This window comes from Mesorhizobium sp. M0587, from assembly GCF_040320945.1.
GTDB lineage: Bacteria > Pseudomonadota > Alphaproteobacteria > Rhizobiales > Rhizobiaceae > Mesorhizobium.
Window position 1 is genome coordinate 1 of sequence record NZ_JAMYQP010000054.1, and the last position, 12,895, is coordinate 12,895.

The 12,895-nt window shown below is 60.1% G+C and carries 17 protein-coding genes and 1 pseudogene; 5 read left to right on the plus strand and 13 right to left on the minus strand.

What is annotated here, in order from left to right:
- Nucleotides 1-573 (minus strand): annotated as a pseudogene (locus NKI49_RS30055) (TAT-dependent nitrous-oxide reductase); the annotation flags it as partial.
- A gap of 24 nt (nt 574-597) precedes the next feature.
- The gene (locus tag NKI49_RS30060; protein WP_502899625.1) at nt 598-2,922 is read right to left on the minus strand and encodes a 4Fe-4S binding protein; all 2,325 of its coding nucleotides are present in this window, start codon (nt 2,920-2,922) and stop codon (nt 598-600) included.
- Between the two features lie 163 nt (nt 2,923-3,085).
- Here NKI49_RS30060 and NKI49_RS30065 point away from each other — a divergent pair, with 163 nt between their 5' ends.
- Nucleotides 3,086-3,946: a ferritin-like domain-containing protein gene (locus NKI49_RS30065; protein ID WP_352607358.1), complete on the plus strand. Its 861-nt coding sequence runs from the start codon at nt 3,086-3,088 to the stop codon at nt 3,944-3,946.
- A gap of 136 nt (nt 3,947-4,082) precedes the next feature.
- Here the strand turns inward: NKI49_RS30065 and NKI49_RS30070 are convergent, their stop codons facing one another.
- Both NKI49_RS30070 and NKI49_RS30075 read right to left on the minus strand, forming a co-directional pair.
- Nucleotides 4,083-5,288, minus strand: coding sequence for an NnrS family protein (locus NKI49_RS30070; RefSeq protein WP_352607356.1), 1,206 nt, complete (start codon nt 5,286-5,288; stop codon nt 4,083-4,085).
- 90 nt (nt 5,289-5,378) lie between these two features.
- A complete protein-coding gene (locus NKI49_RS30075) occupies nt 5,379-5,822 on the minus strand; it encodes a pseudoazurin (protein WP_352607354.1) in 444 nt (147 codons plus the stop codon).
- A gap of 226 nt (nt 5,823-6,048) precedes the next feature.
- On the opposite strand from NKI49_RS30075, the gene NKI49_RS30080 reads away from it, so the two are divergent.
- Entirely contained in the window at nt 6,049-6,753 is a 705-nt protein-coding gene (locus NKI49_RS30080) for a Crp/Fnr family transcriptional regulator (RefSeq protein ID WP_352607352.1), read from the plus strand.
- Here NKI49_RS30080 and NKI49_RS30085 read toward each other — a convergent pair.
- From NKI49_RS30085 to NKI49_RS30110, 7 genes are all read right to left on the minus strand, one after another.
- Nucleotides 6,750-6,998 (minus strand): DUF1858 domain-containing protein, encoded by a 249-nt coding sequence (locus NKI49_RS30085; RefSeq protein ID WP_352607350.1) that lies wholly within the window; start codon nt 6,996-6,998, stop codon nt 6,750-6,752. The two genes, NKI49_RS30080 and NKI49_RS30085, sit on opposite strands and share 4 nt — an antisense overlap.
- Before the next feature lie 148 nt (nt 6,999-7,146).
- Complete coding sequence (locus tag NKI49_RS30090) at nt 7,147-7,632, minus strand: group III truncated hemoglobin (RefSeq protein ID WP_352607348.1); 486 nt, start codon at nt 7,630-7,632, stop codon at nt 7,147-7,149.
- Nucleotides 7,629-7,967 carry a metal-sulfur cluster assembly factor gene (locus NKI49_RS30095; protein WP_352607346.1) on the minus strand — a complete coding sequence of 113 codons (339 nt, stop codon included), beginning with the start codon at nt 7,965-7,967 and terminating at the stop codon, nt 7,629-7,631. The genes NKI49_RS30090 and NKI49_RS30095 overlap by 4 nt, the downstream gene beginning before the upstream one ends.
- Complete coding sequence (locus NKI49_RS33520; RefSeq protein ID WP_502908805.1) at nt 7,964-8,194, minus strand: DUF2249 domain-containing protein; 231 nt, start codon at nt 8,192-8,194, stop codon at nt 7,964-7,966. The genes NKI49_RS30095 and NKI49_RS33520 overlap by 4 nt, the downstream gene beginning before the upstream one ends.
- The gene (locus tag NKI49_RS30100; protein WP_502899622.1) at nt 8,104-8,499 is read right to left on the minus strand and encodes a DUF2249 domain-containing protein; all 396 of its coding nucleotides are present in this window, start codon (nt 8,497-8,499) and stop codon (nt 8,104-8,106) included. Before NKI49_RS30100 ends, NKI49_RS33520 begins: the two co-directional genes overlap by 91 nt.
- A 17-nt stretch (nt 8,500-8,516) precedes the next feature.
- Entirely contained in the window at nt 8,517-9,869 is a 1,353-nt protein-coding gene (locus NKI49_RS30105) for a hypothetical protein (protein WP_352607344.1), read from the minus strand.
- Nucleotides 9,870-9,977: 108 nt separating this feature from the next.
- Nucleotides 9,978-10,145 (minus strand): hypothetical protein, encoded by a 168-nt coding sequence (locus NKI49_RS30110; RefSeq protein ID WP_352607342.1) that lies wholly within the window; start codon nt 10,143-10,145, stop codon nt 9,978-9,980.
- Nucleotides 10,146-10,575: 430 nt separating this feature from the next.
- Between NKI49_RS30110 and NKI49_RS30115 the strand changes: the two genes are divergently transcribed.
- The gene (locus tag NKI49_RS30115; RefSeq protein WP_352695865.1) at nt 10,576-10,941 is read left to right on the plus strand and encodes a DUF6522 family protein; all 366 of its coding nucleotides are present in this window, start codon (nt 10,576-10,578) and stop codon (nt 10,939-10,941) included.
- A 37-nt stretch (nt 10,942-10,978) separates the two neighbouring features.
- Entirely contained in the window at nt 10,979-11,131 is a 153-nt protein-coding gene (locus NKI49_RS30120; RefSeq protein ID WP_352607340.1) for a hypothetical protein, read from the plus strand.
- Between the two features lie 75 nt (nt 11,132-11,206).
- On the opposite strand, the gene NKI49_RS30125 is transcribed toward NKI49_RS30120, so the two are convergent.
- Nucleotides 11,207-11,833, minus strand: a complete 627-nt coding sequence (locus tag NKI49_RS30125) for a hypothetical protein (protein ID WP_352607338.1) — start codon at nt 11,831-11,833, stop codon at nt 11,207-11,209.
- Nucleotides 11,826-12,347 carry a hypothetical protein gene (locus NKI49_RS30130; protein WP_352607336.1) on the minus strand — a complete coding sequence of 174 codons (522 nt, stop codon included), beginning with the start codon at nt 12,345-12,347 and terminating at the stop codon, nt 11,826-11,828. The genes NKI49_RS30125 and NKI49_RS30130 overlap by 8 nt, the downstream gene beginning before the upstream one ends.
- 173 nt (nt 12,348-12,520) lie before the next feature.
- Here NKI49_RS30130 and NKI49_RS30135 point away from each other — a divergent pair, with 173 nt between their 5' ends.
- Nucleotides 12,521-12,880 (plus strand): hypothetical protein, encoded by a 360-nt coding sequence (locus NKI49_RS30135; protein WP_352607334.1) that lies wholly within the window; start codon nt 12,521-12,523, stop codon nt 12,878-12,880.
- The last annotated feature ends 15 nt before the right edge of the window (nt 12,881-12,895 follow it).

A 12,895-nucleotide genomic window follows, 5' to 3' on the forward strand; every position in this document is an offset into this window, starting at 1 on the left:
TTCGAGCTGCTTGGCGTCAGCCAGTTGATCAAGCAGATCGGGGATGGCGGTGATCTCGTTGGTCTTTTCGGGCACCGAGAGCTGCGCCAAGGTCAGGCGGGCATTCGCGAACAGGTAGCGGCCGTCATAGGTGCCGTCAGTAAACGACAGGTGCGGGTGATGGAGATCGCCGTTGAGATAGATGCCGCCCTTGTCCTTCAGGAATTCCTTGGTTTCCGGCAGCAGCCCCTCGGTCAGCACCTTGCGGCTCTCGTTGGTCAGGCCCCATCCGGTCGCGCTGCAGCGATTGAAGACGGGGATCCGCATCAGTTCACGCATCGACGGCGCGCCGACAATGCGGACTTCGCCGCTTTGGCCGCTCGAAAAGAACACATAATATTGATCGAGCTCGCCCGGCATGACCTCGAACTTTTGCCCTCCCGACGCAGCGCTCTGTGCCGCCGCCGGCGACACCATGCTTCCGCCCAATGTCAGCGTGCCGCCAATGCCCGACGCGCCGGCGGCCGCCACGATTGCCGACGTACCCAGCAGCTGGCGCCTGCTCAGGGTTCTCTTGCGGTCTTCTTCCGACATATTCCGTCTCCTTCTGGTTGAGTCTTAGGTCGTTGAACTGGGAACCAGGCTGCTTTGCTCGATTGGCTTGCCTTTGAAGGCGATCACCGGCTTGGCCGGCCCCTTGCCCCGGCTCGACGGTGACGAGAGCGCCTCGAATTTTTCGCGCTTCAGGCGCACCTGGATCATGTGCGGGCAGCGATGGTCGTCGTGGTAGAGTTCCTGGCAATGCATGCAATAGATGCATTCATTGACGTTGATCTGGCCCTCTGGATGGATCGCCTGCACCGGGCATTCCTTGGCGCAACGCTGGCAGGGCGAGCCGCACTCGGGATAGCGCTTCAGCCACTCGAACATGCGGATGCGCCCTGGTATGGCGAGCGCGGCGCCGAGCGCGCAGAGATAGCGGCAGTAGAAGCGTTCGACGAACAGGCCGGCGCCGAGAAGCGCCAGCGCGAAGATCACGAAAGGCCACTCGCGGGCGAACTTCAGGATGATCGCCGTTTTGAACGGCTCGACCTCGGCGTAGGTCTCGGCCATTCCCACCGAATAGAGCGAAAGGCCGAAGAGGCCGAGGAAGACGATGTACTTGATTGGCCACAGCCGCTCGTGAAGGCCGAAGGGCAACGTGATCTGTGGCACTTTCAGCCACTGCGCCAGATTGTTGGTCAGTTCCTGGAGCGCTCCGAACGGACAAAGCCAGCCGCAAAACGGTCCACGGCCCCAGAAGAGAAGTCCCGCCGCAATGGCACCCCAAAGTATGAAAATGAGAGGTGCCGACAGGAAGAATTCCCAGCTGAAGCCGCTGATCAACGAGTTGAAGAACGTCAGCACATTGACCACGGAGAGCTGGGCATTGGCGTACCATCCAAGCCAGACCAGTGTAAAAAGGAGATAGCCGCGTCGCACCCAACCGAACAGGCGTGGCCGCCGAACCAGCCAGTTCTGGAAGAAGAAGATGGCGGTAAGGACAAGGAGCGCGGCCACGGTGATGGCGACCGAAACTGTGTCCATCCTCCAAATTTTGATCCAGAGCGGTTCCTGGTCGTGGAAAGTCGCGCCTGGCTCTTCAGCCGACGCAGGTGTTGGCGCGGCCGCTTCCGAAACCGGTTTGACGGCCTCCTGCACCGGGGGCTCTTCGATCGTCAGGTAACGGTCGGGAAGAGCATAGCCGACGTTGAACGGAAGGACCGCCTTGTCCCGCGCGCCATAGCTGCGCTGGGCTAGCAACTGCAGTTCCCAAGGTTGCGTGAGATCGAGCGAAAATTCATCCGGTACGGAAAACAATGCTATTTCGCGCAGGCTCGGCGCGCCCTTCGCCGCCAGGTCGCCGAGCCTCGTGTGATTTCGATCGCGGAACCGGACGCCTTGGCCGTCTTGCAGCAGTTCGATCCGGTCAAAAATCCCGCCCCGCACATAGCCTGAACCCTTGAAGGAATAGGCGCCGTCACCGGCAACGATGATCGCCTGCTGGCCCGGCTTGAGCTTCTTTTGCAGCCGCTCGTAAGCGACATCTCCCAGAAGGCTGCGACCGATCGTCGGCACTCCGACCGCGGCCACATACAAGTCGATGAAGCGATCGCTTGGATTGGTTGTCTCGGGCTTGGCGGACGCTTCTGGATGGCCGGCTTGAGCAAAAGCGTCGGAGACCTCGCCGACGGTGAGGCGGAGGCTGCGAATTGAGCCATCGCCGAGGAGCGAAGCCCAATCGCGGATTTCAGACTTGGACAAGTCCGGCTTCTTGATCAGCCCTTGGGCGACTGGCGAGGTGGTCGAACTGGTTGCACCAAGACGGTTGCTCCGAATTAGTTTGACGGCGGAGCGGACGACGCTGTCGCTCATCACCAGAACTGTCACGGTGGCACCGCTGACGATGTCGACCTGCGGGAGCTGTTCTGCCCCGGCAGCGACGCGGCTGAGGTCCTTGCCGATCAATGAGTTGAGTGCCGCGACGACCTTTGCCTGCGGTATGCCTATGAGGACGATCGGTTCCTTGTGCTCGACCAGCTTGATCCCGCGGATAATCCCCGCGGCATCAATGCCGACAAGGATCCTGATCGGTTTTCCCGAATATCCAACCGCGCTGGAAAAGTCGGTGTTGAGGTAGGCGTACCCGATTTTTCGGGTTCTCGAGTAGATTGGCGCCAGCGGCGGGACGCCTTCGAATTCCCCGTATCGATCGCCACCCTGGATTAGCTCTCCCGGCTTGGTGCTTGCCAAGTAGTCCTTGAGTGTTCCGGCATGGGTGGGTGCCGACCAGACAGCCAGGATTGCCAGGGTTGCAATTGCCCACGCAGCAAGACGGCGCCAGTTCCTCGAGAGTCGTAAGGAAGCGGTCGACGTATATCGAGTGGAAATGCTCCCCGGCATCGGCTTCCTTCATTACGTTCTCAAGCTGGGAGCTAGCTGGTTTCGTCCGCCAGCGGCCTCTGGCGCGTGTGTCGGCGGTTTTGAACGAGAGTTCTTTGACGCAGCGCAAACAACTTCCAGGTAGTCGGCCTAGTGTTGAAAAAACTGGCATCGGAGGAGAGTCATGTCTCGTTTGCAAGCAGAGCCGGCGGCGCCGGTCAGGTCGATGGCCGAACTTCTGGCAATCGCATTCGCGATGGAGAAAGAAGCTGCGGAAAGGTACGCGGAACTAGCACAGCGAATGCGCGATAAGGGTCAGGCGAGATTGGCCGAGGTCTTCGAGCGCCTGGTCAAGGAGGAAACGGGCCATATCGAAAACGTCACTCGCTGGTCCCGGCAATCCAGTGGCAATGATCCGGATCTGAGGCAGCTCCAATGGACGCCGAAAGGTGTTTTCGATGACGAGAACACGGCCGTGATCTCGCCCGAACTTGTGGACCCTTACCATTCGTTTGCGATGGCAGTGAGAAACGAAGAGCGCGCTTTTGCCTTTTGGTCCTACGTGGCCTCGAACGCACCTTCAACGGAGATCCGATCCGCTGCTGAGCAGATGGCTCGAGAGGAACTGGAACATGCCCGTATTCTGCGGACCGAACGGCGGCGTGCATTCTTTTCGCGTCGTGAGGCCAACGCGACATTTGCCAGCTCTAGCGATCTTGCAGCCATGGAAGAACAGATCGCGATCCGACTGAAAGCGTTTGCGGCGTTTCGGGGGGAACATGACAAGGCCGTGCTTAGCAATCTTGCGACAGAGGCGCGAGACCTTGCGCAACAACTCACTGCCAGCCCGCTCGGAACGACCACTTCAATCAGCGACCGATCACCGGAATCCTTGGATGCGCTCTGCGAGCTGCTGGCCGAATCCTACCTCAACGCGGGGGAAAGCCTTCCCCTCCAGGCCGACCGCGACCGAGCCCAAACCTTCGCAACAACGGCCATCAAGCGTTTGGCTACGTTGAGATATCTGGAGGAACGGCCGATATGACGATTGGTACGGTTAGCGTTCAAATGCACCTTCACCGTCGCTGCTGCTCCAAGGTGATACGAATTTCGAATTCGCCACGCCAGCCGGGGCCGATGGCACTCCGTTTGCTTGGATCGATGCGGTCCTGATCCGCGCGTCAAGACGGCGCCTTGTTCGGCTTCCGCAACCGTAGTTTGGGTTGAACCAGCATGCCGCCAAATAGAGCCGCGTAGCCGAGGAAGGCCGCCACCCACAACGTCGCCGATATGTGGAGAAGCATCGCTTGCGCAGGTAGGAACGCGGCGCCGATGCGCATGACGGCCGCAAGCACGATCGCGACGAAGACCACGCGCGTGCCAATGTTCGCCTGCAATTCGCGCCCTGTGTGCCCAAGCGTGGCGCGGGTCATGACGGCGAGCGTCATGCATGCCACCGCTCCTACGCTGAACGCGTGAATGCCCGCCGCGGAAGGGACTGTCTCCGGCAGGACGACGGCAAGTCCGGCGAGCAGAAGACCGATCGGCACAAAGGCAAACGCGATGTGCAGGATCACCACCAGCGGATCACGAAACGTGCGATCACCCGCCCAGCGCACAAGCCGGATAGCGTTGAAAGCCGATCCGGCGATCAGCATTGCGCCTGTCGCGCTGTTTTCAGGAACGAAGGCCCAAGCCGCCAATGCGGCCGCGGACAGCGCGATCGTTGCTACGTCGAAATGGCTAAACGGGGCCGGCAGGCGGCCCTGATTTTCGCGAGCCAGCCAATTGCGGGTGAAACTGGGAACAATGCGTCCGCCTATGATCATGATGAGAACGACGGCAGCCCCGAGGCCGAGCCGACGGCTGATGTCCGAGACGCCCTGGTGGTGTGCTTCGACATGGAACATCACGTTGGCCGCCAGAAGCACGGCGACCGGCAACAGCACCTTGAGGTTCCGCCAGTTTCGGCCCGCGATGATTTCGGTCGCGGCGGCGGCCGCTACCGCCAGGAGAAAGGCGCAATCGACTGCGGCTCCGACGAGCCAGCCGGTCTCCGCCGAAAAGAACACCGCAACTCGCCCCGCAAGCCACAGCAGGACGAGCGCCAGCAGCGGCAGGCCTTGCACCGGCAGACGTCCGGTCCAATTCGGAATAGCGGTCAGCAGGAATCCCGTAACGATCGCCGCGAGATAGCCAAACAGCATCTCGTGGACATGCCAATCTACGGGCAGGAAGGCGCTCGAGGTTTCGAGCCGGCCGTAAAACAACGGCAGCCAGAACAGGATCGCCCCTCCGGCGTACAGCGAGCCGAGCAGGAAGAACGGCCGGAAACCGTAGGAGAGAACCGCCGGATATGCGCCCGGCCGTGTGCGTGGAATTGCCATGGGATGCATTTTCCAAGACGAGGAACCCCAGGCGGACCGATGTCCGTCCCGAGGATCCTGCCGGCTATCTGAATAATATAGGCTATGCCCTCAATTGCCCGCTGGAACTTCAGCCAGCAGGGTTTCGAACACTTTCTTCGCCTTTCCTGACTGTTTAACCGCGGCTGCCTTCTCCAGATTGACCGGCTTGCCGACCACGATCAACGCCACCATGCCCATCCCATAATGAGGCGCGCACTTCACGCCATAAATACCTTCCTTGTCGAACGTAACGGTGATTTGTTCGCCCGGCTTGCCCTTGAAAGTCTTCGCACCGTCCGGGATCATGCCGTTGATCGTTTCGGCATCGTGGCCCTTATCGGTTGGCACGAACGTGACAGTGTCACCAGGCGCTGCCTGGACAAAGTCAGGCTGGAAGACCATCACGCCTTTCTCGCCCTTGTTGAGCATCTGGACCTGATGGTCGGCGGCCTGCGCCGCTCCAGCCAACACCGACGCTGCGAGCGCGGCGGCGATTACGATTGCATTTCTCATGATCTTATCTTTCTGGTCAATTATGCTCGACGGCGTCTACCGCTGTGGTTTTTCTAAGCTGTGTCCGGCTTGAGAACTTTGCTGCAGCGCAAACAAGTTGGGAAATAAGGAAAAAGGCCGCGGTGTGTGCCACTTGTCGCCCGTCGGTGGCCTGTGACATTGTGTGGCTCGACAGAGACGGAATGCCTTTCATGGTCACAGTAAAGTTTCGGAAGGGGCGCTGCAGTTGAGCCGCCTCGATCGCTCATTGATCGCCGGGCTATCTGCCTTTCAGGGCATGGCCCCCACGGATCTCGACTATATAATCGGTCAAGCCCGGTCGTTACGGATTGCCAAGGACCAACCCGTGTTCGAGCAGGAGCAGGAAGCTCATTCGTTCTTCTTGCTGCTCGACGGCCATGTCCGTGTCATCAAGACAACGCCTGATGGCCAAGAGGTGACGGTGCGCTACATTAGCCCCGGCGAACTAATGGGCATTGCTCACGCGCTGGGCCGCACCACCTATCCGGCCAGCGCGATCGCCGCCATCGATTGCGTGCTTCTTGCCTGGCCAGGTCACTTGTGGCCAAAATTCGCGGACGCCTTCCCCAATTTTGGCGCCAACACCTATAAGACTGTAGGCAGCAGGTTGCAGGACGCTCACACGCGCGTCGTCGAAATGTCCACCGAACAGGTGGATCAACGGGTCGCCCATGCGCTGCTTAAGCTGGTTAAGCAGACGGGCCGGAAGACCGATGAAGGAATAATGATCGACTTCCCGATCTCACGGCAGGACATTGCCGAGATGACAGGAACGACGCTGCACACGGTGAGCCGGCTGCTCTCATCTTGGGAGGAGAAGGGGCTCGTCAAAAGCCGACGCGAGAAGGTGACCGTCGTTGAACCTCACCGCCTGCTTGTGCTGGCTGAAGGGCGGACTGGGAAGAACTAATCCGCTCCGGCTCGCTCGATAGCGACATCCAGATCGAAACGAAGTGATTCCTCGCTTAGCCCGTGCTCCCGCGCCGCCTCGGAAATGGTGTGGAACGGAGCAATAGGGCAGCCGACGCAAAGCATACCATGCTGGAGAACGACGCGGATGGTTGCCGGCCACTCGCGCATGATTGCGTCCATGGTAACATCGTAACTGTATCGAGGTTTCATGCCCTTTGTCCGCGTTTGCAATACGAACATCATGCTATCGCCTTACAAGATGATCGTTGCGCTGGAACAAAGAGGAAGATGACTAGTCCCCGCAGCCTGCTGCGCTGCAAGACGGACGGGCGCAGAGCCTCGTCAGTCGCATGAAGGGCCGATTTCCCAGATGGTCAAATGGGCACTGCGATCACTCTGAAGCTCTACCTGAGCAAAGGCTCTCCTCGAGGATTGGTTTGACGTGAATGGTCTCTTCCCCGCGGTTGAAAGCGACTGCAAGGCGGAAGCTGTGAGCAATGCGCAGCGCACGGGCCATGAACAGCGCTGAGGCTTCAGGCGGGCAAACGCGCTTCACTGTGGCTCGGAACAGCGTCAGCCAACGCCGGAAATGCGCCTCGCAAAGGCCCGGTATCGCCAGGTGCGGCGGCAGCGGTCGGCCATCGTAGCGGGAGATCCGCAGCATCGTGGCGGACCAGAAGTCGCACATCTTCGCCAAATGGCGCGGCCATGCCTCCGGCGGGATCTCTGCGTTGAAGATCGGGCCGAGAAGTTGATCTCGACGGATCTCTTCGTAGAAACCGTGGACGACCCTGTGAATCATCGCCTCATCAAGCTCGCTCGACAGCGGCATGCCCTCGACGACGATCGTTGGCTTGTTTCGTTGCTCCCCGTTCATGCATTGCTTCCCGTTTCGACCAGGCCAAGACGGCACTTGGCGTCGGCATTCATCATCTCGGGCGTCCACGGCGGTTCGTAGGTGAGCCGGATCTCGACGTTGTGGATTCTGGTCACGATCCAAGCCGCCGACTGTACGGCGTCCTTGAGATAGCCTGTGGCTGGACATGCACGTGTCGTGGTCGTCATTTCGATCTGCGCCGTCCCGTTACGTCCCACCGAAACCTGGTAGATCAGTCCGAGATCGACGACATTTTCTCCAAGCTCGGGATCAATGACCATGCGCAGCGCTTCGCGCACACCAGCCGCCAGTGTCTCGTCCTCTTCGTCGCTCATGACCGCCGCCCGCCCGGTCCACCAGAGCGGATAACGATGCGATAGTGCCCTTCCGGTTCGAAGGCGCCGCGCCAGCGGTGGCCTCGCGCCTGCAGTTCCTCGAACAGAAACGCCGGTTCGCGAGGCAGCAGCACGGCTATCGTTCGGCCGGGCGCCAGGGATTCGACTCCTTCCAAGGCCTTGACCATAGGTTCCGGTGGCTCGAGATCGCGGTTGTCGAGTTCCATGACTGGCTCAGGCCAGTCGTCTCCACTGGCAGAGCGCGAGGATCGTTCGGTTTTTCCGGCGCCGGCGGCACAGCATTGGCGGGCGTGAAGATCACTTCCCAGTCGCCGTTGCCAATTTCACGGGCCGAAGGCTCAAACCCCCTCGCACCAAGCACCTGGAACAGGGGAATCGGTTTGAAGGAAGCGAGCAAGCGCAGGCTTTGACCGGGGGCGAGCGCGGCCACGGCTTCCATGATAGCGCTGAAGGGTTCGCCGCCTTCGCGAAGGATCGGTCGAACGTCGAGGTCGTAATGCGGGGAATTCATTCGGATCTCCTCTGTATCTAACGCCAGGAAGGCAGGAAAAGACGCGGGCGCGATGCTCCCTCGGGCAGACGCAGGGCAGTTGCAACATTGACAAGGCGGCGCGCCAGAACGAGTTCCACGACGATTGCCGCGGTGGCAAACAACGTCACAGCCGTCGCTGTCCGGAACAGGACCGCCGCCTCGGCCAGAAGCGCGCCGGTTCCGGCCAGTACGCCGACGTAATAAAGTGCGAACCAGAACCTGTCGCGCGTTTCGACGACAAGATCCTGGACGCGTGGCGTCGGTTCCCTGCCCATCACCGGTCCGTAGCATTCGAGCCAGGTAAGGAACGGCACGATCTTGTAGAGTTGTGAAAGTCCCAGCCCCGTCAGCCAGCCGAAGGCGACGAGATAGACGATCGCGCCTACATGCTGCGCAAGCGTTCCGCTGGCCAATAGCGCGAGCAGAAGCAGGACCGAAAGATAGAGGGCCGCGAATGCGCCGATCGCCGACCTGCTGTTCAGCTCGATCTTGCGTCGCTTGCGGTTGCGGTAGAAAAACGCAAGATCGATCCCGTAGAAGACGGTCGCAACGAGCCCCATCAAGCCGGCGACAACAGTGGGCAGCATGATTGTCCCTGAAAGAACTTCCAACGGTTCTGCCAGGACGATCAGACCCAAGGCCATCGCCCCAGTCCATAACACCAAATGGCCCGTGGTGCGTTCACTGTCCGGGGAAAGCATGAACATGGGCAGCAAGCGGTAGCTGACACCGATTGCCGTGAAGCCGAGCCAGCCGCCCAGACCGACCGTCACATGGATGGGAAGAGCCAGTGTTCGCAGGTCGAAATCCGCCCCTCCAGGCGCCCGGCCTGAAAGCACAAATGCAAACGAAGCACCCAAGGTGGCGGTGACCGCGATGCTGGCGATCCCTCCGGCCACGAAACGAGCAGGCAGTGGCAGGCTAGATGGCCGGACGCTCCACAACGTCCGGCCGAGCACCCATACGATCAACGCGAAACCAGCCGGAAGGAAGAGGCCCGCCAATGCGAGAACGGGGAGATTGACGTCGATCGCGCCTGAAAGCTGAAGGAAACCGGTGAGCAAGCAGAACAGTCCCATGAGCAAACAGGTCAACGCCGGCAAAGCCAGTGACTCGTCGCGAAGGGGCTGCGCAACGAGCACTGGTACGAACTGAAGCAACGCCCCGCACATCAACAGACTGAGCCAGCCGATTGTAATCATGTGGACGATCACAAGCGTTTCTGGAGCTTCCACGCCAACGGTCGGAAAACCGTAGCCGGCGACCATCAGCACTTGGGCCGCGATCAGGAAAGCTAGCGCGGCAGCAAAGTATGCCATGGTCCAGCGAGAGAGGGCTGAGCCGTTCATCGCCAGCCACCAGTATGATGAAGATATCCGCAAATGCCGGACATATCAGAACTCATCGAGATCGCTGCGGCGACATAATGCCAGGAGAGAGCGGCAGACTACCTTTTGCTACACAAAGGCCATCACAACGATGCCACCCAGGACAATTAGGGCGAGCCCGGCGATAAGCATGGGCAGCAGCGTATTGTCCGCCTTTGCGCCGCTTGCTGCTTCGGTGCTGAATACAAGGGTTGGCCATTCTTCGATCATTTCTTTACTCTCGGAATCTATTTTCATTTTCGCCTCACTTCGCTTGTTGGCATGCCTGGCATCGTAACGGTGGCAGCGCCAATCGCTGCTCCGAAGAGCGCCGCGCGTCGCGTGGACATGTCAGTCTCCAATCTCGATGGTCGTCGATTGAGAGAGAAGGTACGGGACGTGGGGCGTCGGTTCTTTGCGCTCGCGCAAATTGAACCGCGATGGGTTCAGTGCCCAGGGCGGATCCAGAAACCATGGGATGTGAGCGTCACGGCGGAGGGATATCCCTTCTTGCTGGATCCGGTGCACCCCGCTCTAGCGGTTTCGATGCTCGGAAATGCATTTTGCTTGCGACAGAGCAAAGAACGATCCGATTGCAGCAGTAAACTTGAGCTAATCGTGGAACGCGTGGTTCAAAAATCCGTAGTGACAGACGCAGAACTGTGGTGGCCAAAGTCTCCCTTTGCCGATGGAACTGGATGGTGGTCAGTTGCTCGATTTGGGAACCTTGCGCCAACATGCGGACAAAGGTCCGGCAGGGATTCTTCTGGAGGTTTGGATGGTTTCGGTTAGATGGGCGGATGGTGCACCTGAGATCGATGCCGCAGCGGTCGCTCGAGCGATGAGGTTCGCTGTCGAGTATTTCATGAGGCAGATGCAGCGCGGTGGCATCAAGGGGCGGGTTGAGCGTGGGATTGGCGAGGACGAGGGCAGATACCGCCTGTCCTTCCGTCATCATGATCGGGAGTTGACGATGATTGTCGGTCCAGGCGGCGAGATCATCAGCCAGGAACTGATCATGGCGGCGCCGAAGTTTCGGTGGAAGCGGGCATGAACTCTGCGCAGCGCGATTTGAGGCACTCGACGAACGCATGAAATGGTCTGCCGGGATCGCGACAAAAGGCGCGCCGGTCAGCAGCGAAAGCGAAATTCGAGACGCAATTCGCTTTCACATCGAAGTTTTGCGCGCCGACGGGCTGAATGTGCCAAAAGGTGTCAGCCTTGCGGAATATGTAGAGGCGTAAAGCCAGCGGGCTCTGCCGTTCTTGTGGGCGAAGGAAAGCGGGTCCGAACGATCCATTGGTCTAAGATCTCAGCCCCTACCCTGCCGGCAACACCTCCAGCGTCTGCTCATCAAACAAGGGCTCGTCCTGTCCCGCTCGGACAAACAGCAGCTTGCGCGCCTCGCCGGCCGGCACCTCGAAATACTGGATGCCGTCAGGCATTTCGCCCCAGTCGCCACAAGGGGGCTCGGGAATCTCATTGGGGTCGGCTAGCGCTTTCAGCTCTTTCGCGTAGGCGGGGTCGGGACTGAATGTGTAACGCTTGACGCCGGTGGGCACGCTGCCTTCCGTGTAAGACGTCGGCACGCAGCGCGCGCTGACGGCCTTGTCGGTCTTTTCGAGGAACAGGCGCAGCAACGCAGCCTCGGCGGTTTCGCCGGATTTTATGTCGAACACCTCGACAAGAGGATCGGCCGCGCCGCCATCGCTGTATTTGATGGCGAGCGCATTGCCCGCGAATTCGAAATGGATCTGGCGGAAGCCGAAATCGCAGCGCTGCGCCCAGGCGGCAAGTCCGGCATTCTTGTCCGTCAGCCTCTCCCAGACACATTTGTCAATCGGCGAGCGCGATGGCGCCGGCTCATCCGCACGCGCTACGACGGATATCGTCACGGACGCCAACAGGGCGCCGGTCCAGATGATCGATCTCATGGCGCTATTCATCGCTGCATCCTGTCAAAGTGAAGGCATCCCATGCCGAGCCATCTGGATTGGCATTGGCGAAATCGGCCCATTCGGCAAGGGCCGCGCCAAAATCGGGCAGCAACAGGCCTTTCGGCGCCGGTGTCGCTTCGCGGGAATTCAATTGCTCGGCGCCGCCGCCGGTCAAGGCATAGACCTGCCCATCCCATATCCTGCACAGCCCGCTACCATCCTCCAGGCCCGCTTCGCGGTCGTCGTCAGTGCAAGCGTGGCGGATGGTGCCGAGCGGAAACGAGTTCCTGCCGTTGGTCCAGGTGATGTCGGCCGGCAGGCTTGTGTCTGTATTGGGCACGATCAGCGAAAACACCTGCGCCGTCAGTGCCGCCGTTTCGTTGTCGATCGGCCGAAATTGCATGACGGCACCCGAACGCGGTTCCCGATAGGTTGCGTGGCTCAGCAGACAGTCTTTTGCGGTGGCCGCCTGCATCGGGCCGAGCAGCCCGAGGAAAACGAACGCCAGTTTGCGGATGATCATCGGATATCTCTGGGAAAAGCGTGTGAGGCAAAAGGGGTGACCGCACAGTCGCATTATCAGCGCAAAACCCAAGCGAAATCCGGAACCGCTGTATTTAATCCGCACCCTGACGAAACTTGGCTCTCACGGATCCCAATATCTGTATTGTCGGGCACAGTCCAAGGAGACAGGCGATGCGGCGTTTGGCACTGACGATGGCAATATCCGCATTCGCGGCCGGCACGGCACTGGCGGCGGCGCCCTATGTCGGGACGTGGTCGCGGGAGAGGCTGAATTGCAGTGCAGCCGCCGACGTCCAGCGTCGGACCGTCTTCACCGTAGATCAGACGGCGTTATCGCTTCCCGAATTCGGCTGCGAGCGCGCGACATTTCGCAAAAGCCCGAGCGGCTGGGTGGTGCAAGCAAGCCAGTGCTACGGCTCGGATCCGTCGCTCGCCGAGCCGTTTTCCCGCGTCATCCATATCGTCAAGCAGGATGCGACGGTCCGGTTCACCTGGCCTGGATTCGACAGCGGGCCTCTCGTCCGCTGCTGAAGCATCCGGCGCCCC